Annotated in this window: 22 protein-coding genes; 5 read left to right on the plus strand and 17 right to left on the minus strand. The window is 62.8% G+C overall.

What is annotated here, in order from left to right; translation table 11 throughout:
• The first annotated feature begins 112 nt into the window (after positions 1-112).
• Entirely contained in the window at positions 113-1,480 is a 1,368-nt protein-coding gene (locus BLU35_RS22665) for a DUF1254 domain-containing protein (protein WP_286161593.1), read from the plus strand.
• Between the two features lie 95 nt (positions 1,481-1,575).
• Here the strand turns inward: BLU35_RS22665 and BLU35_RS22670 are convergent, their stop codons facing one another.
• The 8 genes from BLU35_RS22670 to hemN all read right to left on the minus strand — a co-directional run bounded on the left by BLU35_RS22670 (position 1,576) and on the right by hemN (position 9,630).
• Positions 1,576-2,286: a PAS domain-containing protein gene (locus BLU35_RS22670; protein ID WP_057254468.1), complete on the minus strand. Its 711-nt coding sequence runs from the start codon at positions 2,284-2,286 to the stop codon at positions 1,576-1,578.
• Positions 2,287-2,649: 363 nt separating this feature from the next.
• Positions 2,650-3,579, minus strand: a complete 930-nt coding sequence (locus tag BLU35_RS22675) for a lipid A biosynthesis lauroyl acyltransferase (protein ID WP_057254466.1) — start codon at positions 3,577-3,579, stop codon at positions 2,650-2,652.
• A gap of 11 nt (positions 3,580-3,590) precedes the next feature.
• Positions 3,591-4,619, minus strand: a complete 1,029-nt coding sequence (locus BLU35_RS22680; protein WP_057254218.1) for a zinc-binding dehydrogenase — start codon at positions 4,617-4,619, stop codon at positions 3,591-3,593.
• 101 nt (positions 4,620-4,720) lie between these two features.
• Positions 4,721-6,004 carry a beta-ketoacyl-ACP synthase gene (locus tag BLU35_RS22685; RefSeq protein WP_065774608.1) on the minus strand — a complete coding sequence of 428 codons (1,284 nt, stop codon included), beginning with the start codon at positions 6,002-6,004 and terminating at the stop codon, positions 4,721-4,723.
• 12 nt (positions 6,005-6,016) lie between these two features.
• Entirely contained in the window at positions 6,017-7,219 is a 1,203-nt protein-coding gene (locus tag BLU35_RS22690) for a beta-ketoacyl-ACP synthase (RefSeq protein ID WP_093234592.1), read from the minus strand.
• Position 7,220: 1 nt separating this feature from the next.
• Positions 7,221-7,706 carry a 3-hydroxyacyl-ACP dehydratase FabZ family protein gene (locus BLU35_RS22695; RefSeq protein WP_058327002.1) on the minus strand — a complete coding sequence of 162 codons (486 nt, stop codon included), beginning with the start codon at positions 7,704-7,706 and terminating at the stop codon, positions 7,221-7,223.
• 130 nt (positions 7,707-7,836) lie between these two features.
• On the minus strand, positions 7,837-8,121 hold the full coding sequence (locus BLU35_RS22700) for an acyl carrier protein (protein WP_089044188.1): 285 nt from the start codon (positions 8,119-8,121) through the stop codon (positions 7,837-7,839).
• 159 nt (positions 8,122-8,280) lie between these two features.
• Positions 8,281-9,630 carry an oxygen-independent coproporphyrinogen III oxidase gene (hemN, locus tag BLU35_RS22705; RefSeq protein ID WP_057254211.1) on the minus strand — a complete coding sequence of 450 codons (1,350 nt, stop codon included), beginning with the start codon at positions 9,628-9,630 and terminating at the stop codon, positions 8,281-8,283.
• A 303-nt stretch (positions 9,631-9,933) separates the two neighbouring features.
• Between hemN and BLU35_RS22710 the strand changes: the two genes are divergently transcribed.
• Positions 9,934-10,671 carry a Crp/Fnr family transcriptional regulator gene (locus tag BLU35_RS22710; protein WP_058323185.1) on the plus strand — a complete coding sequence of 246 codons (738 nt, stop codon included), beginning with the start codon at positions 9,934-9,936 and terminating at the stop codon, positions 10,669-10,671.
• Positions 10,672-10,907: 236 nt separating this feature from the next.
• Here the strand turns inward: BLU35_RS22710 and BLU35_RS22720 are convergent, their stop codons facing one another.
• The 6 genes from BLU35_RS22720 to BLU35_RS22745 all read right to left on the minus strand — a co-directional run bounded on the left by BLU35_RS22720 (position 10,908) and on the right by BLU35_RS22745 (position 16,202).
• Positions 10,908-11,336: a L,D-transpeptidase gene (locus BLU35_RS22720; RefSeq protein ID WP_093234593.1), complete on the minus strand. Its 429-nt coding sequence runs from the start codon at positions 11,334-11,336 to the stop codon at positions 10,908-10,910.
• 148 nt (positions 11,337-11,484) lie between these two features.
• The gene (cbiB, locus tag BLU35_RS22725; protein WP_093234594.1) at positions 11,485-12,456 is read right to left on the minus strand and encodes an adenosylcobinamide-phosphate synthase CbiB; all 972 of its coding nucleotides are present in this window, start codon (positions 12,454-12,456) and stop codon (positions 11,485-11,487) included.
• Positions 12,457-13,476 carry a threonine-phosphate decarboxylase CobD gene (gene cobD / locus BLU35_RS22730; RefSeq protein ID WP_093234595.1) on the minus strand — a complete coding sequence of 340 codons (1,020 nt, stop codon included), beginning with the start codon at positions 13,474-13,476 and terminating at the stop codon, positions 12,457-12,459.
• Positions 13,473-14,774, minus strand: coding sequence for a cobyrinic acid a,c-diamide synthase CobB (locus BLU35_RS22735; protein WP_093234596.1), 1,302 nt, complete (start codon positions 14,772-14,774; stop codon positions 13,473-13,475). Before BLU35_RS22735 ends, cobD begins: the two co-directional genes overlap by 4 nt.
• Entirely contained in the window at positions 14,771-15,610 is an 840-nt protein-coding gene (gene cobA / locus BLU35_RS22740; RefSeq protein WP_373419902.1) for a uroporphyrinogen-III C-methyltransferase, read from the minus strand. The genes BLU35_RS22735 and cobA overlap by 4 nt, the downstream gene beginning before the upstream one ends.
• Before the next feature lie 130 nt (positions 15,611-15,740).
• Complete coding sequence (locus BLU35_RS22745; protein WP_162764830.1) at positions 15,741-16,202, minus strand: cobalamin biosynthesis protein; 462 nt, start codon at positions 16,200-16,202, stop codon at positions 15,741-15,743.
• A gap of 460 nt (positions 16,203-16,662) precedes the next feature.
• Between BLU35_RS22745 and BLU35_RS22750 the strand changes: the two genes are divergently transcribed.
• From BLU35_RS22750 to BLU35_RS22755, 3 genes are all read left to right on the plus strand, one after another.
• A complete protein-coding gene (locus BLU35_RS22750; RefSeq protein ID WP_093234598.1) occupies positions 16,663-17,448 on the plus strand; it encodes a TSUP family transporter in 786 nt (261 codons plus the stop codon).
• 730 nt (positions 17,449-18,178) lie between these two features.
• Positions 18,179-18,301: a hypothetical protein gene (locus BLU35_RS36220; protein WP_286161590.1), complete on the plus strand. Its 123-nt coding sequence runs from the start codon at positions 18,179-18,181 to the stop codon at positions 18,299-18,301.
• A gap of 351 nt (positions 18,302-18,652) precedes the next feature.
• Positions 18,653-19,231, plus strand: a complete 579-nt coding sequence (locus BLU35_RS22755; protein ID WP_093234599.1) for a methyltransferase family protein — start codon at positions 18,653-18,655, stop codon at positions 19,229-19,231.
• Between the two features lie 663 nt (positions 19,232-19,894).
• Here the strand turns inward: BLU35_RS22755 and BLU35_RS22765 are convergent.
• From BLU35_RS22765 to cobN, 3 genes are all read right to left on the minus strand, one after another.
• Positions 19,895-20,320: an EamA family transporter gene (locus BLU35_RS22765; protein ID WP_093234601.1), complete on the minus strand. Its 426-nt coding sequence runs from the start codon at positions 20,318-20,320 to the stop codon at positions 19,895-19,897.
• Positions 20,320-20,964 (minus strand): cob(I)yrinic acid a,c-diamide adenosyltransferase, encoded by a 645-nt coding sequence (gene cobO / locus BLU35_RS22770; protein WP_093234602.1) that lies wholly within the window; start codon positions 20,962-20,964, stop codon positions 20,320-20,322. The genes BLU35_RS22765 and cobO overlap by 1 nt, the downstream gene beginning before the upstream one ends.
• A 152-nt stretch (positions 20,965-21,116) precedes the next feature.
• Positions 21,117-24,884, minus strand: a complete 3,768-nt coding sequence (gene cobN, locus BLU35_RS22775) for a cobaltochelatase subunit CobN (protein ID WP_093234603.1) — start codon at positions 24,882-24,884, stop codon at positions 21,117-21,119.
• Between the last annotated feature and the right edge of the window lie 16 nt (positions 24,885-24,900).

Genomic DNA, 24,900 nt, shown 5'->3' on the forward strand with positions numbered 1-24,900 from the left:
TCACAGGTCCACACGGCGCTGATGAACGATGCAGAACGTCATGCGCCAACCGAGGAAGGCGATGCCCATGACAACGATCACACGAAGAGCTTTTGTCGGCGGGATCGCCCTGATGCCGTCATTGCGCTTCCCAGGCACTGCGGCCGCCCAGAGCGAAATCACGCCTGACGAGGCACGAAAGATCGCCAAGGAAGCCTATATCTACGGCTTCCCGATGGTGGACAGCTACCGCATCCAATACGCCTATTTCGTCGACGACAAGAACCCCGAATACAAGGCGCCGTGGAACCACCTCAAGAACATCCCCCGCGTCTACACCCCCGCCGATACGGCGATCCAGACGCCCAACTCCGACACGCCCTATTCGATGATCGGCATGGACCTGCGTGCGGAGCCGATGGTCCTCACCGTACCAGTGATCGAGAAGGACCGGTACTTCAGCATCCAGCTCATCGACGCTTATACGTTCAACTTCGACTATGCCGGCAGCCGCACGACCGGCAACGACGGCGGCAGCTTCCTGGTCGCCGGCCCGGGCTGGAAAGGCGAGACGCCTGCGGGCATCAAGAAGGTGTTTCGCGCCGAGACCGATCTCGTTCTCGGGGCCTATCGCACGCAGCTATTCAACCCCGACGACTTAGACAATGTGAAGAAGATCCAGGATCGCTACAAGGCAGAGCCGCTTTCGACGTTTCTCGGCGGGGCGGCGCCTGCGGCCGCTCCCGCAATCGACTTCACCAAGCCGCTTTCGCCGGACGAAGAGAAGAAGTCGCTGGAGTTCTTCAACATCCTGAATTTCGTCCTGCAGTTCTGCCCGACTAATCCATCCGAGACCGAGTTGATGGCGCGTTCTGCCAAGATCGGGGTTGGTGCAGGCAAGACCATAGACGTTGCGGCGCTCTCGCCGGACATCAAGACCGCCATCGAGCAAGGTATGGCCGACGCCTGGGCCGATCTTGAGGGCTTGAAGAAGCAGATCGACGCCGGAACGGTGACCTCGGGCGACCTCTTCGGCACGCGCGAATACCTGAAGAACAATTATCTCTACCGCATGGCGGCGGCCGTTCTCGGCATTTACGGCAATTCGAAGCAGGAGGCGATGTATCCGGTCTACGCCACTGACGTCGAAGGGCAGAAGCTCGACGGCGCCAACCGCTACACCGTCCATTTCGCCGCCGATAAGATGCCGCCGGTCAACGCCTTCTGGTCGCTGACGATGTATGATCTGCCGGCGAGCCTGCTCGTTGCCAATCCGATCAACCGCTATTTGCTTAACAAGCCGATGCTCCCGCAATTCGTGAAGGATGCCGACGGCGGCTACACCTTCTACGTTCAGAACGAGTCGCCGGGCAAGGACAAGGAGCCGAATTGGCTGCCGGCGCCCAAGGGTCCCTTCTTCGTCGCGATGCGGCTCTATTGGCCGAAAGACGAGGCGCTCAATGGCATGTGGAAGCATCCGCCCATGACCAAGACACCATAGTTTGTTCAGTTCGCCCGCGGGTTCGACCTCGCGATCCCCGGCCGGGTCTTTGGGGTCCTCACTCTCTCTTGATTGGTAGCGCCGGCAATGACGTGTCAGGCCGCGATCGCGCGGCGGCGGTCGGCATGTTCCTGGATCACGAGGATCGCGCCGATGAGCTTGCCGGAGCTGGACATGCATGGCGTCAGCCGGCAACGCACGACGACCGTGCGCGCATCGACGGTCTTGGCGAAGGTATAGTCGACCACCTCGCCCGCAAAACAACGATCGAGATAGGATTTCACCCGCTGCTCGAAGCGCTGGATGCCGATGAACTCGACGATGTGCCGGCCGATCAGATCCATCGGGCGGCTCTCCAGATGGTCGGCATTGCGGGGGTTCGTGTAGAGGTAGCGGTAGTCGGGCGTGATCACCGCGATCCGATCCGGAAAGCTGTCGAGGATCGCCTCGTTGAGCAGGCCTTCATCCGCCCTGCCCTTGCTCGGCTGGGCCGGCAGCCGCTCGAGCTGGAGGTCGGCGAATTTCTCCGCGCCCGTCGCCGCAAAATAGCGGTTGATCAGCGACTGTAGCAATTGCGAGTGCCGGAGCACGCAGGAGATGTCGTCGGCTTCGACGCGCAGGATGTCGATCAGGAACTGGAACTGAAGTCGGGCATCTTCGACGCTCACCGCCTTCTCGTCGTAGACGGATCTGAGGATCGGATCCAATTCGCGATCCAGAATGCCGATCAAATGCTCGTCTGCCGTACGTACGGCATACTGCAGCTGCGAATACTTGAACCAGAACAGCTCAATCAGTGCGTTCAATTCGAAACCCCAATTCCCCCACGGCAGAGCCGCTTCGATGCACTTCAAGACAGGCGTTGATGCTGCAGACACTGATTTAGTTTTGAGGCTTCCCCACCCTTTCCGTGTAAAACCACACCGCTCCGGCCACCCAAAGCGCTTGCAGTCTTCCCCTCGCGAGACAACGTTGAGTTTACACTCATTGCGTTAGCGTTCAACAGCAGAAAGAAAAACTTAACCTTTTGAAGCAATTTCGGGACAAAGGGCATGCGCTGCCGCGGACGGACCACGAAGGTGATGCTCGCCGAACCGAAATCGGAACGCGCCGAATTCTCAAGGCTGCCCGGAAGCAAGCTCAAGCGCGATCGTTCGTGCGGAGGGGAATCAGTCCTTGAGGTAGCGCTTGATGTGCCAGCGGTCGTGATACCAGAGCCACTGGCCCGGATACTCGCGCACCCAGCTTTCCACCTTGTCGTTCAGCACCTGCGCCGTGGCGGTGACGTCGACATTGCCGTCGGCCTTGCGGGGAATGGCGATCGCCGGTTCCAGCTCCAGCCGGAAACGGCCGCCCGGCAGCCTTATGCAGCGGGCCGGATAGACTTCGCAGTTGAACTGGCGGACGAGCTTGGCCAGCAGCGGATTGGTCTGCACGTCCTGGCCGAAAAACTTGGTCTTCAGCCCCTTGCGGAACTTCTGGTCGACGAGAACGCCGACGCCCAGGCCCCGTTCGAGCTGGCGGGCGAGTGCGAAGGACGAGCCGGCGTGTGACGGCACCAGATTGCCCATGCGCTCCTCGCGGAACTTGAACACTTTTTCCGCCACGTAAGGGTTGTTCGGCGGCCGGAACAGCACGGTCACGTCGAGGCCGAAGGCGGAGCCGGCGACCGGCAGCATCTCGAAATTGCCGCTGTGCGCGGTGAAGACGATGAAGGGGCGCGGATTGTCGCGAAGCTCGAGGAACAACGGGATGCCCGACACCTCGACACGGCCGGGCGTCGTGCGCTCGGGGTCGAAATCGAACAGACGGTCGAGGAACACGTATTCGGCCGCCATGCGGCCCATGTTGCCCCAGCTCTCAAGCGCGATCGCGTTGATCTCCGCCTCGCTTTTCTCAGGAAAAGCGTTGCGCAGGTTGGTGAGCGTCAGCTTCTGCCGGCTGGTCTTCGGCCCGATGAACCGCAGGGCACGATCCATGAAGCGGATCGCGGCATCGGCCGGAAACATCTTCAGGATCGTCAGCAGCAGGAAAACGAACTGCGCGATCAGCCACTGGCGGGTACGATCCGCCGCCAGCACCAGCCGTGTGATCAGCATGCGCACGTCGATCAATCCATCTTCAGGATGATCTTGCCGAAGATCTGGCGCGATTCCATGCGCTCCAGCGCCCGGTCGATCTGATCGAGGCTGATTTCAGTGTCGATGACCGGATGCACCAGGCCGCGGGCCATCTTCTGCATGGCGTTCGCCATGTTCTCCATGCGGCAGCCGAAGGAGCCGAGCAGCTTCAGCTGCTGCTGGAACAGCATCATCAGGTTCATGTCGGTGGAAACGCCCGAGGTGGAACCGCAGGTGACCAGACGGCCGCCGCGCTTCATGCAGAGCATCGAGCCCGCCCAGGTGTCCTTGCCGACGTGTTCGAACACGACGTCGACGCCCTTCTTCTTGGTGAGCTTGCGCACCACGCCTTCAAAGCGATCGGTGCGGTAGTTGATGACGTGATCGGCGCCGAGCGCCTTGGCCTTCTCGATCTTGTCGTCGGAACCGACGGTGGTGATCACCGTGCAGCCGATCTTCTTGGCAAGCTGGATCGCCGCCGAGCCGATGCCGGAGCCGCCGGCATGGACGAGGATGGTTTCACCCGGCTCAAGCTTGGCATTGTCGAACAGCATGTGCTCGACGGTACCGAAGGTGACCGGAGCAAGCGCTGCAGCGACGGCATCGACACCCGGAGGCGCCGGGACCAGCAGGCGCGCCGGCAGGTTGATCTTTTCCTGCGCGAAGCCGTCGAGATGGAAGCCGTGCACGCCGCCGACATGTTCGCAGAGATTGTCGCGGCCTTCCTTGCACGGACGGCAGAGGCCACAGGTACGCGCGCCATAGATCGATACGAGCTGGCCCGGAAGCACGCTCGAAACGCCCGGACCGATCGCGTCGACCACGCCGGATGCTTCCGCGCCGATGACGAGCGGCATCTTGCGCTTGGCAAAGGCCATGCCGCGCCAGCCCCAGACGTCGATATGGTTGAGCGCAACCGCCTTGACGCGCAGGGTCACCTCGCCCGGGCCGGGCGCTTCCGGTTCCGGAATGTCGGTGATTTCGAGCTTGCGGTCATCGAGCAGTTGCAGGGCGCGCATGGTTCTTCCTCTGCCTTGGCGGCATGTTTGCGTCTTGGATTTTGCAGCGCCGCGCGCCCGACGGGGCGCGAGAAAGGCGCTGCAGCTCTTGAGTTTCCGGCTTAGGCCGGCTCGGCGGTCATGACAAGGCTGGCGTTCTGGCCGCCGAAGCCGAAGGAGTTCGACAGCACCGCAGTCACCTGCTGGCTGCGCTTCACGTTCGGCACCACGTCGAGCACGATCGCCGGATCGGGGTTCTGGTAGTTGATCGTCGGCGGCAGCGTACCGGTCAGCATCGTCTGGATCGAGAACACCGCCTCGACCGCACCGGCGGCCGTCAGCGTGTGGCCGATCATCGACTTGTTGGACGAGACCGGGATCGACGGCAGGCGATCGCCAAAGACGGCCGACATCGACAGATATTCCATCTTGTCGTTTTCGGGCGTCGAGGTGCCGTGCGCGTTGATGTAGCCGATACCGTCCTCATTGATGCCGGCGTCGGCAAGGGCCGCGCGGATCGTCGCGATCGCCGGGCCACCGTCCGGTGAAGAGCGCGTGCGGTGGAAGAGGTCGGCCTTCTCGCCGCAGCCCTTGAGGATGCCGTAGACGCGGGCGCCGCGGGCAACAGCCGCTTCGAGCGATTCCAGCACCAGGGTCGCGGCACCTTCGGCAATGACGAAGCCGTCGCGGTCCTTGGTGAAGGGCTTGGAGGCCTTTTCCGGCGGATCGTTCTGGGTGGAGAGGGCCGAAAGCAGCGCGAAGCGGATCAGTGCCTCGGCGCTGACCGAGCCGTCGGTCGCAACCGTCAGCGCACGATCGGTGCGGCCCTGGCGGATTGCCTCGACGCCGAGCTGGATCGCGGTGGCGCCCGAAGCGCAAGCGGTCGACAGCGTCACCGGCAGGCCGCGCGTGCCGAAGCGATCGGCAAGGCGTTCCGAGATCGAGCCGAAGAGCACGGCCTCGTGGAACACCGGATCGGCCTTCTGGCGCATGGCGGCGAGGAAGCGGTTATAGGCATCACCCGGCTGTTCCGAAGGCGGCGAACGGTCGGCAAGCTCGAAGCGCGCGCTCCATTCCGGCTCGACCGGCGGGGCAGCCAGGAACAAGGGGCCGTTGAAATCGCCGGAAATACCGGCCTGCGCCAAAGCTTCCAGCGTCGTTTCGCGCGCCATGGCATAGGAACGCTCGACGGAGTTGGCAGCGGGGATATCGATGAAATCGACCGTGCCGGAGATGCGGGTGTTCAGGCCTTCCGTCGGGAAACGGGTGATCTTGTGGATGCCCGAGACGCCGCCCGAAAGGGCTGCCCAGTTGTCTTCGACCCCCTGGCCGAGCGAGGTGATGACGCCCATGCCGGTAATGGCGATGATCGGGCGGCCGAGATGGTCCTTGTAAGCGTTGCTCATGGTCCGCTCCTGTTATTCCGCCGAAAGAACGGCGACGCCTTCGCCGCGCGAATGGCCGATGGTGGTGACCACGGCGCTTTTCGCCGCCGCCGTCATCGGCTTTTCCGCACCGGCGTCAAAGGCCGGCACCTTGGCGCCCTCGCCCAGCGTCAGTGCTGCCAGCGCCAAGCCCAGTGGGAACTGCGCCTCGATGCTGTGGCCGACGAGACCGCCATAGGCACGCACCGGCGCACCGGCAAACGTCTTGTCGAGGAACGCCTTTTCGCGCGCCACGAGCTCATGGAAACCAGACGTACCGGAGAACACGACGGTTGAGGCCGCATCAAGCTTTTCCGCAGGCTTGGCGAGGTCGCCAAGACGCGCTTCGAGCTTGCCGCCGTCGCGCGCGCCGCGGTCGCCGCCGATCGCGTCGATCGAAGCATAGATGCGGGCGCCGCGGGCTTCGGCATATTCGCGCGATTCCAGCACCAGGAAGGCGCCGACCGAGCCGAGGATCATGCCGCCGCCATTATCCTGGCTGCGCGACCAGATCGGGTGCCAGTCACCGAGCGCATGGCCCTGGATCGCTTCGATGAGGAGGATGATGTCGAGACGCTCGGCCGAAAAGGCGCCGCCGACGAGCGTGTGCGTCGACTGGCCGGCCTTGATCCGGGCAAAGGCGGTTTCGATCGCCGAGATGCCGGCCGCTTCCTCGCCCATGAAGGTGCGCGAAGAACCGGTGACCTTGTGCACGATCGAGATGTTGCCGGCGAGCAGGTTGGAAAGCTGGGCGAGGAACAGCGTCGGGCGCAACTCGGTCGTCAGCTTTTCGTTGAGGAGCTGTTCGCGATCGTTGCGCTTCAGCGCTTCGTCGACGATCAGCGAGTCGACATTGATGTCGCGCTCGCCGCCGCCGGCAGCGACGATCATGTCCATGCTGCCGCAGGCTTCGAGATTGTCCTTGAGGCCGGCATCATCGAGCGCCAGGCCGGCGGCAAACACGCCGAGGCGCTGCCAGTTTTCCATCTGGCGCTGGTCGCCACGCTTGGCGATCTGCTGCGACCAGTCGATTTCCGGCAGCGGATGCACCGGATAGGGGCTGAACTTTTCTGTCTCGACCCGCACGGCCGGCGATGTGCCGGCGGTGAGCAGCGCCAGATGCGGCTCGACGCCGACGCCCTGGCTGGTGACGATACCGACGCCGGTAATGACAACGTCGTTTGCGGATTTGCTCATCTTACTTCTCCGAACCGGCTGTTGCCGAAAGAGCCGCCATCAGACCCACTTCCTCGGCCCGCTTGCGCACGATATCGCCGAGCGGAACCTGATCGAACGGCATCGTCCTCAGTTTCAGCTGGGCGTCGCACACCTTTTTGCCGGCCGAGGTGATCTTCGCCTTGGTGACGGCAAAGCCCGAGCCTTCGTGTTCGAGGAAAGCCTCGATCTCAAGTTCGGCCGAGGGCTCGACGAAGGTGCGCATCTTGGCGCCGTCGACCGACATCAGGAAGGGCATGGCGGCAAAATTGGTGGCGGCCAGCACCAGGAAACCGGAGGCCTGCGCCATGGTCTCGATCAGAAGCACGCCCGGAACCAGCGGATAGCCTGGGAAATGGCCTTCGAACACCGGGCTCTTCTCTGGCACCACGGACCGCGCCGTCAGCCGGCCAGCCGAAAGATCGACCGTTTCGACACGATCGATCATCTGGAAGTATTCAAGGAGCATTGAGGCTCACCCTGTTCGTTTTCGGGCCGTTCGTTTCGGGCTCAAGTAAAAACGCCAATGCCGCCTGTCAAGCGCAGGGCGCGACGGGCGGCATTGGAATTGGTGCGGCAAGGCTCGGGCGAAAGCCCGATCAGCCCTTGGCAGCCCGCAGTTCGTCGATCTTGGCGCAGAGGTTCTTCAGAACGAAGTACTCTTCGGTCGAAACCTTGCCTTCGTTGACTTCCTGCGTCCACTGCTCGAGCGGGATCTTGATGCCGAATTCCTTGTCGATCGCAAACACGATGTCGAGGAAATCCAGGCTGTCGATGCCGAGATCGTCGATCGTGTGGCTTTCCGGCGTGATCGTCTCGCGATCGATCTCGCTCGTTTCGGCGATGATGTCGGCAACCTTGTCGAATGTAGCTGTCACGCGCATACCTCTTTATTCTATGTCGAGTCTCGGCGATCCTATAGGTAAATGCGCTGCAAAAGCCAATGGCCTAGATGGCAACGGTTTGCAAATTGGAAACCGGTGTTGCCAGAGCGCCGCGCGCACAAGGCGCTCTGATGCCCACAGTACGGATAGGCGCATCGGTCAGACCGCCACCGAATGCCGGCCACGGCCGTTACCGAGATAGGCATCAAAGGTAGCCGCCACCGAGCGGGCAAAGGGTCGGCCGCGCTCGGTCAGGCGGAAGATGCCGTTCTCGATCGTCGTCAACCCGTCGGCATCGCGCGCCCGAAACAGCCGCGATTCCTCGATCACCGCGCCGGCCAGACCCGGAAATGCCTGCTCGACCTCGTCAAAGGAGAAGGCGAAACGGCACATGATGTCGGCGATCACTTTTGCCCTCAGCCGGTCGTCCGGCGTGAAGCGGTAGCCGCGAACCGCGGCCAGCCCCGTCCCTTCCACATGACGCAGATATTCACCGGTTGCCGGCATGTTCTGGACATAACCTTGACGAAACTGGCCGATCGCCGAGGCGCCGAGGCCAACAAGCGTTTCCGCGGCATCGTCCGTATAGCCCTGGAAATTGCGACGGAGACGCCCTTCCCGGCTGGCACGCGCCAAGCTGTCTCCGGGCTTTGCGAAATGATCGATGCCGATGGCTTCGTAGCCCGCCGCAACCAGCATCTCGCCGGCGCGGGTCATCTGGCCAAAGCGCTCGACAATGCCGGGAAGGCTCTCGTCCGGGATCATCTTCTGATGCGTCTTCATCCACGGCACATGCGCATAGCCGAAGAGCGCAACGCGATCCGGAACAAGCGTCAGCACCGCCTCTATCGTGCGCTCCAGCGACTGGAGGCTCTGATAGGGCAAACCGTAGAGAACGTCGCAATTGACCGAGTGGACGCCCCTCGCCCGGGATGCCTCGATCGCACCGCGCGTCTGCTCAAAGGTCTGGATGCGATTGATCGCCTTCTGCACCTCAGGATCGAAATCCTGGATGCCAAAGCTCGCCCGTGTCATGCCGATCACGGCCAGCGCATCATGGCGCGCCTCATCGAGGTCGTTCGGATCCATCTCGACACTGATCTCGCAATCGGGCGTGAAGGTGAAGTGATCGGTGAAGGTGCGCTTGAGCGCGATCATGTCATCCGGCCGGACGAGCGTCGGCGAGCCGCCGCCGAAATGCAGCGCCGTCACCTTGGCCTCGCGGCTCACCCGTCCGCCGACTTCTGCAACCTCGCGGTGCAGGCCTCTGAGATAGGTCGCCACGGGCTCATAGCGCAGTGTCTGCTTGGTGTGGCAAGCGCAGAACCAACAGAGCCGGTCGCAATAGGGCACATGGGCATAGAGCGAAATCGCCTCCCCCGCGCCGATCGCATCGAGCCAGCTTTCATAATCCGCTGTGCCCACCGTCTCGGAAAAATGCGGGGCCGTCGGGTAGCTGGTGTAGCGCGGCACAGGGCCTGAATATTTGAGGATGAGCGCGTCTTCCATCGGTCTCTCCGCTGTCATGACGATGGCATAGGACGAATGGGCAAACGTGCCTTTGATTTTGATCAAGTTGTCGAATTAACACGTTAAAATTGACAATGCGCAATTCAACATGAGACATTGTTTCGCGCTTTCGAAATTAGCACCTGTCAACTCTTGATTTAACGACCTGCATCCTCTTTGGTCATCCTGCTGCATGTTTCCTTTGAAGGATAAACATGCAGCACTTCAAAGTGCTACAGCGACCTTTGTGCGTCAGACGAGACGCGCGGCGCTGTAAGAGCAACGACATGCAGGTAGAAAGAATTGCAGATCGTGAACGAACATCGCCGCAAGGATATCCATAACTCGGACATTCCGACCGTCTGCGCAGCCTGCGAGGCCCGTCATGGCGGCGTTTGCGGAACGCTCACCCCGGATCAGCTTCTCGACCTCTCCCGCCACTCGACACGCCGCAGCATCGAGCCGGGCCGCGAGGTCGTCGGCCAGGGCGAGACGACGGACAGCTACGCCAACATCATCAGCGGTGTCGTCAAGCTCAGCAAGGTTCTGGCTGACGGACGCCAGCAGATCGTCGGCCTGCAGTTCGCGCCCGATTTCATGGGCCGCCCCTTCACCCGCGAAAGCGCGCTGACGGCGGAAGCCGCCGTCAACACCGACATCTGCGCCTTCCCGCGCAATGTCATCGAGCGGCTCGTTTCCGAGGCGCCGGGGCTGGAACACCGACTGCACGAGCAGGCGCTGAAAGAGCTCGACGAGGCGCGCGACTGGATGCTGACGCTCGGCCGCAAGACCGCTCAGGAGAAGGTGGCGAGCTTCCTCTACATCATTGCGACCCATATCGATCCCGAACAGGGGACCGCGAACGAATTCGACCTGCCGCTTTCGCGCGCCGACATCGCCGACTATCTGGGCCTGACGATCGAAACCGTCAGCCGGCAGATCACCAAGCTGCGCAAGGAAAACGTCATCCGCATCGAAAACAGCCGCCACGTCACCGTGCCGAGCCTCGAGCGGCTGATGCATGTCGGCGGGATCGACTGAGCCGCGCTCAGCGGTGGCTGCGAAGACGCTCGCAGATGTGCGGTGTTACACCGAATTTTCCAGCAGCGAAATTGCCCCTCACCCTACCCCTCTCCCCGCAGGCGGGGAGAGGGAACGTCGCCTGCGGTTAGTCCCCCAAAGGAGGCCGCCGATGATGAAACGGAAACGGCGCCACAGGTCCCTTCTCCCCGTCTGCGGGGAGAAGGTGGCGGCAGCCGGATGAGGGGCAGCTCCGATCAGCGCGCAATCACGATGCGCGTGTTCTTCAGCCCATGCTCGCGCGTCAGCGCGAAGAACTCGGCGGCGTTGTTCGGATGCAGCCGCACGCAGCCGTGTGACGCCGGGCGGCCGAGGCGCTTGATGTCATAGGTGGCATGAATGGCGTAACCGCCATTGAAGAACACCGCATAGGGCATGGGCGCGTCGTCGTATTTGCTCGAGCGATGGTAGCGTGAGAGCCATTTGGCCCTCCAGCTGCCGCGCGGCGTGACATAGCCCCTGCGGGCGGTAGACACCTTCCAGCGGTACATGACGACGCCATTCTGTTTGACGGTCATGGTCTGCGACGACAGGCTGATATTGGCAATGAGATTGGCGGCGTTCGCCGGCTGAACGGAAAACTGCATCAATGCGGCAAAGAGCACAGTCGAAAACGCATTCCGCATGCTTCTCTCTCCGGGATGACAAACACTTACCGGTGGAACCAAACGTCCGAAGAGAATAACCGGCCGAGTATGAAGCAATCTTAATACATATGGAAAGCAAAGTCTTAATGCGAAGCTCGATTTCGCAAGACGGGAGCCGCCGAAACGATCAAATCATCGCGACGGCAAGAACAAAAACGGTCATTACCGTGCAGGCGCCATAGAACACGGCGATGCCGGCATCGATATCTTCGCTTCGCGCAACGGCGCGACCCGGACCATTGATCATCGGCTCACTGACCTTGACGCCGCCATAGATGCGCGGGCCGGCAAGCTGCAGATCGAGCGCACCTGCCATCGCCGCTTCCGGCCAGCCGGAATTCGGCGAGCGGTGCAGGCCGTGATCACGAAGGGCTGCCGTCAACGCATCCTTGGCGGCGCGCGTGCCACGGTGGATCAGTGCGCCGGCGGCGATCAGCAGGATCGAGAGCCGTGCTGCCGGCAGGTTGGCAAGATCGTCGAGCCGCGCCGAAGCCCAGCCGAAGTGCAGATATTTCGGCGATTTGTGGCCGATCATCGAGTCGGCCGTGTTCAGCATCTTGTAGGCGAGCAGACCGGGCAGACCGGCGATCGCATACCAGAAGGCCGGCGCCACGACGCCGTCGGAGAAGTTTTCGGCGAGGCTTTCGATCGCCGCGCGGCAGACCGCCGGTTCGTTGAGCGTCTTCGGATCGCGGCCGACGATCATCGAAACGGCCGCCCGCCCGCCTTCGAGCCCCCCTTGCCGCAAGCCCTCGTCAACGCGGCGCACATGATCGGCAAGGCTCTTCTGCGCCAGGAAAACCGCGACCAGCGCCGCCTCCAGCAGGAAGCCGACCGGACCGAGAGTGGCGAACAAGCGGTGCAGCAGGTGGCCGAACCAGGCGCTGACGGCAAGCAGCAGCACGATGGTGACAACGCCACGAAACCTGGCCGCGCCGTCCTCCAGATTCTCGCGGTTCAACCTGTCATCGAGGAAGCCGATCGCCTTGCCGAAGAAGACGACCGGATGCGGCAGACGCGCCCAGAGCCAGTCCGGGTCACCGACGACGCGGTCGATCACCAGCGCCAGCGCGAGGATGAGAAGGATGGTCTCCGACATTCAGAGCTCCATCCGCGCAAGCGCATCCGCCAGTCGCCGGTCACCCACCGCATCCGGTGCCAGACCGATCCTCAGCCACTCCGGCGCATAGTCGAACTTGCGCGTGAGGATATGCGCCTCGCAGAGCCGCTGCTGCAACAGAGCGGCCCTCGGATGCTCGACCAGCACGAAGAGCCCTGTTCCACCGATCCGCTTGAGCCCTGCTCCATCAAGCGCCGTATCGAGGCCGGCTCGCCGCTCGAGGATACCGGCCGCAATCGCCCTGGTGTCGCCCTGCATCAACGCTTTCGAGATGGTCAGCGCCGGGCCGGAGACGGCCCAGGGACCGAGCCAATCGGCAAAGGACGCAAGCACAGGCTCCGTCGCGACGACGAAGCCGAGGCGCAGACCGGCGAGCCCGAAGAACTTGCCGAAGGAGCGGAAGACGATGAGGTTGCCTTCATCGCGCACATGGCCGGCGACGCTCAACTCCGGCTCAAGATCGCCGAAGGCTTCGTCGACCAGCAGCAGCCCGCCGTTTGCCTTCTGCCTCGCCGCCATCGCCAGAAGTTCGGCGGACGCGAAGGCACGGCCAGTCGGGTTGTTGGGGTTTACCACGATGACCAGGGCATGCTCGGCGCTGAGCGCAGCGGCATCTTCGACGCGATCGACGGCAAAGCCGGCTGCCGACAGCACACGGGCATATTCGCCATAGGTCGGCCCGAAGATCGCGACGCGCCTGTTCGCCGGCGCCTTCCCGTTTTCATTTATGAGACGCGGCAAAAGCTGGATCGCCGACTGGGTGCCCGGCACCGGCAACGGCAGCACGCCATTGGTGCGGTAATAATCTGCCGCTGCCAGGCGTGCGTCATCCACCGTCTGCCGATCCGGCAGCCGGTGCCACGCGCGTTCCGGCACCGCCGGCACGGCGACGGGGCAAGGATTGATACCGGTCGAAAGATCGAGCCAGTCTTCGAAGCGGCCGCCAAAGCGGGCTGCGGCTTCGGTGATGCCGCCACCGTGAACGATCGGTGCGCTCATGGCGCGCCTGCGATGTCGATGAGATGCATGAAGGAGCCGGCGACATTGCCGCGCCTGAGGCCAGCATGGCCGAGATTCTCGCCGGCCGCATCGCTGACCGCAAACAGCCGGTCCGCCGCACCTTCGGCGACGATGGTCGCATAGTGGAATTCGTGCGCCGTCATGGGTCCATCGAAGAAGGCGTTGTCGACAGGCACGACGCGGCGATAGCCGAGGTGCCGCCTGCGCTCGGCAAAACTGGTCGTCAGCGGCAGCAGGCCGAGCATGTCGTAGCGTGCGCCATCGGCGGCGACAAGCCCTTCGCCGAGCACCATGTAGCCGCCGCATTCGCCGAAGATCCGGGCGCCGCGTTCCGCCGCGGATTGCATGCCGGTACGGAAGGTTGAAGCAGCACTTAAGTGCCCCGCATGCAGCTCCGGATAACCGCCCGGCAGATAGACGGCGTCGGCCGAAGGATCCGGCGCTTCGTCGGCGAGCGGCGAGAAGAACGAGATTTCGGCGCCGCCCCGCTGCCAGTCGAACAACAGATGCTCGTAAGAGAAGGCAAAGGCGATATCGCGCGCCACGGCGATTCGTTGCCCGAGCGGCCGGAACCGCTCGATCCTCGTGACCGACCCGTGCGGAAAGATCGTCGCAGCGCGGCCGACGGCATCGAGGTCGCAGTTCGCCTCCACGCGTTCGGCAGCAGCCCCGATGAAACCTTCGAGCGCCCCATGCTCGCCCGCCTGCACGAGGCCGAGATGGCGCTCGGGCAGTTGCAGCGCACTGTCCTGCCGCAAGACACCGAAAACCGGCATGCTCACCCGCTCCAGCGCATCGCGCAGCATCATCTCGTGCCGGTCGCTGCCGACCTTGTTGAGGATGACGCCAACCACCCGAATATCGTCGCGATGATCCGCATAACCGCGAACGAGTGCGGCGACCGAATGGGACAGGCGGGCGCAATCGACAACGAGGATGACGGCAAGATCGAGCGTCGCTGCGAGATCGGCGGGCGAACCGGAGCCGTCGGCGGCGCCGTCATGCAGCCCCATCATCGCCTCGACGATCAGCGTGCGGCCACCGGTCGTGGCATGCGAAGCGTTGGCAAGCAGCAGTTCCGGCCGCATTGCCCAGGGGTCGAAGTTGAAGCAGGGCTCGCCGGTCGCGGCCGCATGGAAGGCGGGATCGATGTAATCGGGGCCCGCCTTGCCCGGCGCAATCGCGACGCCGCGCTTCTTCAGCGCCCGCATCAGCCCGAGCGTCACCGTCGTCTTGCCCGAGCCCGACGAAGGTGCGGCGATCAGCAGTCCGCTCATGCCGGGTTCCTGAGAATGCGGTTGGCGAAGGGGTCGGCCGAGAGCTTGCGACCATCAAGCGCACCGATCCAGTCGAGCGCTGCCCGGAGCCGCACCACCTCGCCGACGACGACGATCGCCGGCGGTTCGAGCCCGGCCGCCTCGACATCGGCCTCGGCGCGCGAAAGCGTCGTTTCCAGCACCGTCTGGTTCGCCGTCGCCGCATTGCAGACAAAGGCGACCGGCTCGTCCGGCGAACGGCCGCCGGCAATGAGGTTGGCGGTGATCGCGCCGATATGTTTCATCGCCATGTACATGACGATCACCGGCGAGCCGCTGGCGATGCCCTGCCAGTTGATGCGATCGGGCACGAGGCCGGAGGAATCGTGGCCGGTGAGGAAGGTGACGGCGTGGTTGACCTCGCGGTGGGTAACGGGAATGCCGGCATAGGCGAGGCCGCCGATGCCGGCGGTGATGCCCGGCACGATGCGGAACGGGATCTGGTGCTCGACCAGCGTCAGCGCCTCCTCGCCGCCGCGGCCGAAGACGAAGGGATCGCCGCCCTTCAGCCGCAGCACCCGGTTGCCGGCGCGCGCAAGCTCGACCAACCGCAGCGAGATGTCGCGCTGCTTCGGCGACGGCTTGCCGCCACGCTTGCCCGCAAACTCAAGCACGGCGCCCGGTCTGGCGAGCTTCAAGCAATCCTCGTTGACCAGCGCATCATGCACGATCACATCCGCCTGGCGCAGCGCATTGGCCGCATGCAGCGTCAAAAGGCCCGGGTCTCCCGGACCGGCGCCGACGAGCCAGACCGAACCTTTCTCGAGCGCCGGCAATCCGGCAAAGAGGTCGTCGATCATGCGTGCTGCCTCACCTGTATACGGGCTCCACCTGACGGCGCGCCTAACTCGACCTGCGAAGAACCGGATTCCATTTCAGAGCAAACCCGGACAAAAGATTGATTCAATTCAATAACATAGAAGTGCATCAGGCGACCTCCGCCGCCTGACGGTACTCTTCGACACGCAATGCCGCCGGCCCGGCAAGCGCCGCCGTCGCATGCGCGGAAACGATCTTCGGCACGATCAGCACGGCCTTGCCGCCGGCGCCAACAAGCGCTGCCCCTTCGGCCACGCCATGGCAGCCGGTGTGGGCAAAGACGATCTCGGAGGGATTGGCGAGCCGGGAGGCTTCGGCCTCTAGCGTGGCCGCGTCGTAGAAGACTGCAGGAACGGAGAAATGCTTCGCGGCCGCAAGGATCGCCGGTTCCTCGGCGCGGGCGTCGAGCGAGGCGACCAGCCTCAGATCGCCGGCACTGGCACCGGCGTCTGCCAAAGCGCGCTCGGCAAGTGCGATCACCTCTTCGGCCGGCGTGCGGCGCTCGCAACCGAGCCCGAGCACCAGCCCGGCCTCTTCTTTCATTTGTGCTGATCCGCTAACCGATGGCATCGGCGGCCGGCTCCCTTCGTCGGTTTTCCTTAACGAAGCGCCGGCAGGAACGAACCGTTCCGGCCGATCTGGACAGCACCGGCTGATGGCCCCCTGGCTGGGTCGGCCGCACCGGACGCTCTTTCAGTCCACCGAAGCGGACGCCGTCGCATGATTGTCATTTTTACCGGAGCGCGGGAGACCGGTCAAACCGGATTGCGCCATCGCCATGTCGCGATTGACGAAGGCGCACAGTTGCCCGGCGGATCGCTATAGCCGCCTGTGTCGGCCGCCATTCGATCGCCGGCGCCTCCATCCAGAAACACAGCGACTCAGGACAAGTTTTTGATTCCGTGAAAGATTCGAAGGTCGTCCGCCCGGGCGGCCAACAACGCCGCAACAGAAGGCTTTGCAAATCGTGGCCGGCTCTGACACAAGGCGGCAAAACCTCCATACGTCTCCCTCTCCCCGAGTCCCTCCCGTGCAAGATCTCGCCTTCCACCTGCTCGCCTTCTTGTTCGTTGCCGCCTTCATCGCCGGCTTCATCGATTCGATCGCCGGCGGCGGCGGCATGATCACCATTCCCGCCATGCTGATCGCCGGCATTCCGCCCTTGCAGACGCTCGGCACCAACAAGCTGCAGGGGCTGTTCGGCTCGGGTTCGGCAAGCCTTTCCTATGCGCGGCGCGGTCACGTGAACCTGAAAGAGCAATTGCCGATGGCGCTGATGTCGGCGGCAGGCTCCGTGCTGGGGGCGCTGCTTGCAACCATCGTTCCAGGCGACGTCCTGAAGGCCGTGCTGCCCTTCCTGCTGATCGCCATTGCACTCTATTTCGGGCTCAAGCCGAACATGGGCGACGTCGACCAGCACCGTCGGATCACGCCCTTCGTCTTCACGCTGACGCTTGTGCCGTTGATCGGCTTTTACGACGGCGTCTTTGGTCCCGGCACCGGCTCCTTCTTCATGCTCGGCTTCGTCACCCTGGCCGGCTTCGGCGTCTTGAAGGCGACAGCGCATACGAAGTTCCTCAACTTCGGCTCCAACGTCGGCGCCTTTGGCGTATTTCTCTTCTTCGGCGCCATCCTCTGGAAGGTCGGCCTGATGATGGGCGTCGGCCAGTTTCTCGGCGCCCAGGTCGGCTCGCGCTATGCCATGGCCAAGGGCGCCAAGATCATCAAGCCGCTGCTGGTCATCGTCTCGATCGCGCTCGCCATCCGGCTACTCGCCTATCCGACGCATCCGCTCAGGATCTGGCTGGGGCTTTGAGTCCCGGCGCGCATTCCCCGCTCGCCGAGACTCTAACCAGATGCCGCGACTTAGGTGAACGTCACTTGACTGTCAGACCAACGTCGGGCGCGCCTGTGGTTGACCAGCATGAGCATTCTTCGCCTGCTGGCCCGGCGCCGTAACCACATATCTGCTTAGGGGTCTTGCATTGCCGAGGACTGCGCGCTTCAGCACGCGCCTTTGCCTCAGCTTCCGCTGCGGCTCTCTGCTTTCGGCTCATCTTCGGCGTGGGAGCCGCCTTTGCTTTGGCTGCCTGCTGGACCGCGGACGCGCTCGCTTTGGTCGTTTGGGCTGAGCCGGTTTCACTGCATGATGCGATTATCAAAAGTGATGCGATAGCAAACACAACTCTAGCAACGGTCTTCAAGGTACACCCGCGATCTAAACAATGTGGGCATCTATATGCGTGCTTCCAGAAGCCTCATCAAGGCCCCCCGCACAGAGGGCAACCCTAAACGCGGCTGTGCCGCCGCCTCGATTTGCACACATTGAACGTCTGATGTCGGGGCATGGACAAAGCTGGTATCGCCTTCCTCATGCTCATCTGCGTTCTCGTCGCTCTCGTAATAAGCATTCTGGCGGTTCGGCCGGATTTGGAGACCGCCCCATCGCCGACGCCTGCAATTGTTCCTGCCAACTAGTCCAAATGCGGGAACCAAGGCCTTCGCCGGGTGTTGCTGTAGATCGCAACGACCACCGGGAAAGCCGAATGCGTATAGTCGTGATTGCAATCGCCGCCTCGATCATGAGCATACTGGTTTTCAAGTATGTCGACGGCACGTTCGGTGGCTCCGAGATCGCCGCAACGGCCGAGGAACTCTCGGACCACTAAGAACGATCAGGACAAGCTAACGCCGGATCGCTTCCTGGAAACCGGAGCCGACCACCCTGCGTAGATGTCGGTCATTGGGTGGTCATGGGGCGATCTGGCCTGTCTGAATCTAGGCAATGTGCGGATATGGCGGTGACATCCCCCTAGGGCCCGACGAGCATTCCCTGTCATCGACACTCGCCGATACAACATGCGGCAACCAAAACGAAAGTCGAGTGCTCAACCCCTTGAACCTCTAGCCGCTAGAGATTGCAACTTACAGGAAATGCGTCGCGGAAGTCGGGCGAGCCAGAGACTGTCAGACAGGCCGCCCGGCCGCAAGCGTCATCCTGTCGTTGCCCAGAGGTTCCAATGTCCAACACCCTTCCCGCCATCCTGATGCTTATCGTCGGCCTTTTCACCCTGGCGCTGGCGATGCTGCGCCGCGTTCAATCCGGCCGCTCACCCGTCGTGATGACCTATGGCGACGATGCCGAAGGATTTACAGGCAAACTCTTTCGCGTAGTCGTGGCGGCGCTGGTGGTTCACCTGCTGGCGGTCGCCGCCTTTCCGGAGGCGGTCGGCGCTTCGCTCGGCAGGATCCCGGTGCTCGACGGGCCGCTGCTTCACACCGCTGGCCTTGTACTCATGGCGCTCGGCGGCGGGCTGACGATGCTGTCGCAATGGGCGAAGATCGGCATCCCCGAGGAACAGGACGCGCCGCTCGTCACCTCAGGTTTCTATGCCTTCTCCCGCAACCCGATCTATGCCGGCATGGTCACGGCGCTGACCGGTACGGTGCTGGCGGTGCCCAACGTCGTCTCGGTGGCGCTGGCGCTTTCCGCCTGGATCTCGATCTCCTACCAGATCCGCATGGAGGAAACCCACCTCTCCCGCGCTTTCGGCGAGGCATACAGTGCCTATTGCGGGCGTGTCCGCCGGTGGGTTTGATTTTGACGGACTGGCAGCAACTACGTCACCGGCTTCAGTCGCGACCAAGACCGTCTCTGTGAGCTTTGAACAAAAAATAGGCGATTCCTAAAATTACATAGGCCGACATCATGTTGATCATTAACACTAAAATATAAAACACAGACGCACCCCCATGAGAACATGAAGATACGAGCAACGATGGAATGATGAAAACGTTACTGCTGAGAAACATTATCGCGAACGGGAAAATACACAATGACCCGACAATAGTGACACCAACAAAAAGGAGAGAATTGAACTTATACGAGAAATATAATGCAACGACAAAACTGAAAAATACTACGATCGATAGGAGCTTATGCGAAATGTAAATTGAGTTCGCGATCCAATAAGATGCACTCACACATGTTTCGAGGCTCAGCCCCTCGATCCCGAGCCGCCTTACGATTGCCTGATCGTCGAACAACGTTAAGTATAAGTAGACAACAATGGTCGCGAAAAGAAAACTGACGGACAAGAATACCGCATAGGGACCAAATGCCTTTCTGAGGCCGACATCGCCGTAATTCATTTTGGAAATACCATTTAGCGCTGAGCAGATACCATCCATTCAGTTACCGCGATTGCCTCTTAAAGTTCAGTGAGCAAATCGCTTCGAAGCAACAAACCGATCATGAAACCTCAAAACACCGCCAGAAGCAGCGCGCCGGCGGCGATGAACACGACGCCCAGCCAGTTCATCAGGTTGAGTTTTTCGCCGAGGAAGAGAACACCGAAGATCGCGACCATGACGATCGACAGCTTGTCGATCGGCGCCACGCGGGCGGCGTCTCCGAGTTTCAGCGCCCGGAAATAGGCAAGCCACGAAGCGCCCGTGGCAAGGCCGGACAGTGCCAGGAACAGCCAGGTGCGGCCCGGGATTTCCGAAGGTTTCTGCCACTGCCCGGTCGCAGCCACAATGCCGGCGAGCACACAGAGGATGACGACGGTGCGGATCAGCGTCGCGAAGTCGGAGTTGATCTGCGCGACCCCGACCTTGGCGAACACAGCCGTCAGGGCAGCGAAGGCTGCCGAAAGCAGCGCCCAGAACTGCCAGCTCTGGCTCATCAGAACTCGACGCCCTGCTGCGCCTTGATGCCAGAGCGGAACGGATGCTTGATCAGCTCCATCTCGGTGACGAGATCGGCAATCTCGATCAGGTCTTCCTTGGCGTTGCGGCCGGTGAGCACCACGTGGGTCATATGCGGCTTCTCTTCCTTCAGAAAGCGCACGACTTCCGCGACGTCGATATAGTCGTAGCGCAGCGCGATGTTGATCTCGTCGAGCAGCACCATCGAGTTGCGCTCGTCGCGGATCAGTTCCTTCGCCTTTTCCCAGGCCTTTTCCGCCATCGCCACATCACGCGCGCGGTCCTGCGTTTCCCAGGTAAAGCCTTCGCCGAGCGTGTAGAACTGGCAGACGTCACCGAAATGCTTTTCGATCAGTTCGCGCTCGCCGGTCGCCATGGCGCCCTTGATGAACTGCACGACGGCGCAGGGCATGCCGTGGGCGATATGGCGGAAGATCATGCCGAAACCGGCGGTCGACTTGCCCTTGCCCTTGCCGGTGTTGACGATGATCAGGCCCTTCTCGTCGGTCTTCGTCGCCATGATCTTTTCGCGGGCGGCCTTCTTCTTCGCCATCTTCATGGCGTGGCGGGCATCGTCCTTCTCGGCAGGGGCTTCGCCGCTGTTTGTCGTCTCATCGCTCATGATAACTCCCTCAATTCCGGTTGGCGGGATGGATGCAAAACCGCAGCTCTGATCCCGCATCTGTTCCTTTTCCGTGTTTCACTGAACGCGAAACGGAACCCAAGTCTTTGCTTCCAGGCAATTCCGGACGGAAAACCGTGCCCGGAGCTGCTCTATTCGTTGCCGGCGCGAAGCCGGGTGGCGGCGCCGCTGATGCCTCCAAGTTCAAACCGCGCCGAGTTCGAGCGCGGGGTCCAGAGATTGCGGTCGATCGCTTCCAGCAGCCGCTCGGCAAGCTCGGCAAAGGCGGCCGGGTTCTTGTCGCGCAGAAACTCCGCCACGCGCTCGTCGACGACGAAGGCCTGATAGGCGGCCTCGAAGTGATGGTCACGCACCGCACCGGTGGTCGCGGCAAAGGCGAACATGTAGTCGACGGTGGCGGCGATCTCGAAGGCGCCCTTGTAGCCGTGGCGCATGACGCCATCGATCCACTTGGGATTGACGACGCGCGCCCGAACGACGCGGCCGATCTCTTCCTCCAGCGAGCGGATGACAGGCTTTTCCGGCCGGGAATGATCGTTGTGATAGATCGCCGGCCTGGTGCCGCCAAGATGCTCGGCGGCAGCGCTCATGCCGCCTTCGAACTGGTAATAGTCGTCGCTGTCGAGCAGGTCATGCTCGCGGTTGTCCTGGTTCTGCACCACCGCTTCGATGGTGCGCAGCCGCTCCTCGAAGAGATCGCGTTCGGCCTTGCCCTCTTCGCCGGCGCCATAGGCGTAGGCGCCCCAGGTGAGGTACGCCTCGGCGAGATCGGCTCTGCTGTCCCAGCCTTTCTCATCGATCAGCGCCTGCAGGCCTGCGCCATAGGCTCCGGGCTTGGCGCCGAAGATGCGATAGGAGGCGCGACGCGCGGCCTCTTGAGCCTCGACGCCTTCTGCCTCCAGCCGCTGGCTTTCCGCCCGCATGCGCGCGGCGATCATGTTGTCGGCATCGTCCTCCTCCAGCGCGCCGACGGCGCGGATCGCCTTGTCGAAGAGGGCGATCTGGTCCGGGAAGGCATCGCGGAAGAAACCGGAAATGCGCAGCGTTACGTCGACGCGCGGCCGGCCGAGCATGGCAAGCGGCACGATCTCGTAGCCCGTGACCCGGCGTGAAACCATGTCCCAGACGGGCTTGGCGCCGATCAGCGCCAGCGCCTGGGCGATGTCGTCGCCGCCGGTGCGCATGTTCGCCGTGCCCCAGGCGGTGAGGCCAAAGGAGGAAGGCCACTCGCCGTGATCCTGCAGGTAGCGGCGGATCAGCAGTTCGGCGGATTTTTTGCCGAGCTCATAGGCGGCAGGTGTCGGCACGGCGCGGCTGTCGACGGAGTAGAAGTTGCGCCCCGTCGGCAGCACGTCCGGGCGGCCGCGGGTCGGCGCGCCGGAAGGACCGGGGGCGACGAAGCGGCCGTCAAGACCGGTGAGAAAACCGGCCATTTCGGCAGCACCGGAGCCGGTAATGGAGGGCTTGAGGCGGGTCTCGATTTCGTCGAGCACGGCTTGCGTGTTGGTCCAATCCGCTGGGCAAGGCTGCTCACCCGAGACGAGGCTTGCGGCGAGGAGCTCGATGCGTTCGACGGTGTCACCGTTGGTGCGCCAGGGGGCGTCGGAGATATCGGTGAGGATCGATGGTTTTGCGCCGGTCCAGACATCCGACATCACGCAATCGAGCGGGTCGAAGGCGAACCCCGCATCCGCCGCGATTGCACGCTGCAGGCTCTGATCGCCACCTTCGCCAAGTCCGCGGGGAACGCGGGCCAGCGCCACGGTAAGATCCGTCAGCAGACGCCCCTCCGGCGCCACGCCGAAGATGTGCAGGCCGTCGCGGATCTGCATTTCCTTGAGGTCGCAGAGATAGGCGTCGAGCTTTTCCAGCGCCTTGTCGTCGCTGTCGCCCTTGTCGATGCCGGCATCGCTGTCGAGGCCGATGTCGCGCACGAGGTCGAGGATCTGGCGGCTCAAGAGCCTCAGCCTTCGCGGGTCGCCACCAGCCGCGTCGTAATATTCGTCCACCAGCGCTTCCAGATCCTTCAGCGGACCATAGGATTCAGCGCGCGTGAGCGGTGGCGTCAGGTGGTCGATGATGACGGCGCTGGTGCGGCGCTTGGCCTGCGTGCCTTCGCCCGGATCGTTGACGATGAACGGATATACATGCGGCAGCGGCCCGAAGATCGCCTCGGGATAACACCTCTCCGACAGCGCCAAGGCCTTGCCCGGCAGCCATTCGAGGTTGCCGTGCTTGCCCATGTGCACGATGGCCTGCGCGCCGAACTGATGGCGCAGGAAGGCATAGAAGGCGAGATAGCCATGCGGCGGCACCAGGTCCGGCGAGTGGTAGCTTTCCTTCGGATCGATGTTGTAGCCGCGCGCCGGCTGGATGCCGACGATGACATCGCCGAAGCGGGCGAGCGGCAGCGCGAAGGCGCCGTCGAGGAAGAACGGATCGGCCTCGGGCGCGCCCCAACGGCCGCCAACTTCATCCTGAATCTGTTTCGGAAGCGAATCGAAGAAGGCGTTGTAATCGCTGAGCGAAATTGTTTCTCTAATTTCACGATCACGGCCTGCCGCATTGGTCGGCCCGGCCATCAGGTAACGCATCAGCGCGTCGCCATCCTCCGGGACGTCGCCCACCGCATAGCCTTCTGCCGTCATGGCACGCAGCACTTCGACGGTGCCGGCCGGTGTGTCGAGACCGACGCCATTGCCGAGGCGCCCGTCGCGGTTCGGATAATTGGCCATGACGATGGCGATCCGCCGGTCGGTGGGTTCGGTGCGACGCAACTTCGCCCAGTTGACGGCAAGGCTGGCGGCAAAACGCACCCGATCTTCGAGCGGCTCATGCCCGACAATGTTAGCCTCGACTTTCGCATCGTAGATCGACGCCGCCTTGAACGAGACGGCGCGCGCAAGGATGCGGCCATCGACCTCCGGTAGCGCCACGTTCATCGCCAGATCGCGCGCCATCAGCCCCTGCGGCGATGTCTCCCATTGCTGCCGTGATGAGCCGGAGAAGATCACCTGCAGCACCGGCGCGCCTGTTGATTCCAGCACCGTCGGCTGACGATCGGCGCCGGGCGAAGAAACGGCAAAGCCGGTGGCATTCATCACCACGTCGGGTGGGGCCTCGGAAAAGATCGATTGCAGCGTGCCGACGGAGACCGCATCCTTGAGGCTGGAGACGAAGACCGGCAGTGCCCGAACCCCTTGCACCTTCAGCGCATCGATCAGCGCTTCGACCGGCCGCGTCTCGCCGCTCTGGACGAGGGCGCGGTAGAAGCAGATGGCGATGGTGGGATTTGCGCATGCGGGGGCTCCAGCCCCCACAACACTCAACCAATCCGAAACCCCGATCACGCCCCGCCCCGGCCACCAGATGCCGGCTTTCAGCAAAGGCTTGGCCGGCTGCGGTTTCTCGGCGCCTGAAACCAGCGCCTCGGCATAGTCGAGGAACAGGCCGGCATTGTCGGCGCCGCCCTCGTTGAAATAGGCCCAGAGCCGCTGGCGGTCATCGGCCTCAACCGTAGAAAACGGTTCAAGGCCCGGGTCCGGCTTGTCGTCGCCCGGCAGCACCGCGATCTGGAAACGGTGGGTGACGGCGGCCGCATGCAAGGCTTCGAGCAGATAGCGGAAATAGCTGGCGCCACCGAGCGGCCGGACGACGATCAGCCTCGCATGACGCGCCGTGCGCTCGACATAGGTGTCGACCGACATCGGATGCATCAGGTTCATCAGGCTCGCAATGCGCAGGCTCAGGCCACCGTCACGCCGGCCGTGGGCGGCGGCGATCGAGGAGAGCTCGGTGTCGGCGGCAGACAGGAACAGGATGTCGGCCGGCGTTTGCCCAAGGTCGATCGCCTCGTTGCCGTCGGCGATCGTTCCTTTCTGGGCGAGAAGCAGATGCATGGTCTTGTCCGTTCGG

The organism is Sinorhizobium sp. NFACC03 (assembly GCF_900103435.1).
Taxonomy (GTDB): domain Bacteria; phylum Pseudomonadota; class Alphaproteobacteria; order Rhizobiales; family Rhizobiaceae; genus Ensifer.

Coding starts and splice junctions, on each gene's coding strand:
- BLU35_RS22665 (WP_286161593.1), top strand. CDS start 113: ATGCCGTCATTGCGCTTCCCAGGCACTGCGGCCGCCCAGAGCGAAATC.
- BLU35_RS22675 (WP_057254466.1), bottom strand. CDS start 3,579: ATGCTGATCACACGGCTGGTGCTGGCGGCGGATCGTACCCGCCAGTGG.
- BLU35_RS22680 (WP_057254218.1), bottom strand. CDS start 4,619: ATGCGCGCCCTGCAACTGCTCGATGACCGCAAGCTCGAAATCACCGAC.
- BLU35_RS22685 (WP_065774608.1), bottom strand. CDS start 6,004: ATGAGCAACGCTTACAAGGACCATCTCGGCCGCCCGATCATCGCCATT.
- BLU35_RS22690 (WP_093234592.1), bottom strand. CDS start 7,219: ATGAGCAAATCCGCAAACGACGTTGTCATTACCGGCGTCGGTATCGTC.
- BLU35_RS22695 (WP_058327002.1), bottom strand. CDS start 7,706: ATGCTCCTTGAATACTTCCAGATGATCGATCGTGTCGAAACGGTCGAT.
- BLU35_RS22700 (WP_089044188.1), bottom strand. CDS start 8,121: ATGCGCGTGACAGCTACATTCGACAAGGTTGCCGACATCATCGCCGAA.
- hemN (WP_057254211.1), bottom strand. CDS start 9,630: ATGGAAGACGCGCTCATCCTCAAATATTCAGGCCCTGTGCCGCGCTAC.
- BLU35_RS22720 (WP_093234593.1), bottom strand. CDS start 11,336: ATGCGGAATGCGTTTTCGACTGTGCTCTTTGCCGCATTGATGCAGTTT.
- cbiB (WP_093234594.1), bottom strand. CDS start 12,456: ATGTCGGAGACCATCCTTCTCATCCTCGCGCTGGCGCTGGTGATCGAC.
- cobD (WP_093234595.1), bottom strand. CDS start 13,476: ATGAGCGCACCGATCGTTCACGGTGGCGGCATCACCGAAGCCGCAGCC.
- BLU35_RS22735 (WP_093234596.1), bottom strand. CDS start 14,774: ATGAGCGGACTGCTGATCGCCGCACCTTCGTCGGGCTCGGGCAAGACG.
- BLU35_RS22745 (WP_162764830.1), bottom strand. CDS start 16,202: ATGCCATCGGTTAGCGGATCAGCACAAATGAAAGAAGAGGCCGGGCTG.
- BLU35_RS36220 (WP_286161590.1), top strand. CDS start 18,179: ATGCGTATAGTCGTGATTGCAATCGCCGCCTCGATCATGAGCATACTG.
- BLU35_RS22755 (WP_093234599.1), top strand. CDS start 18,653: ATGTCCAACACCCTTCCCGCCATCCTGATGCTTATCGTCGGCCTTTTC.
- BLU35_RS22765 (WP_093234601.1), bottom strand. CDS start 20,320: ATGAGCCAGAGCTGGCAGTTCTGGGCGCTGCTTTCGGCAGCCTTCGCT.
- cobO (WP_093234602.1), bottom strand. CDS start 20,964: ATGAGCGATGAGACGACAAACAGCGGCGAAGCCCCTGCCGAGAAGGAC.
- cobN (WP_093234603.1), bottom strand. CDS start 24,884: ATGCATCTGCTTCTCGCCCAGAAAGGAACGATCGCCGACGGCAACGAG.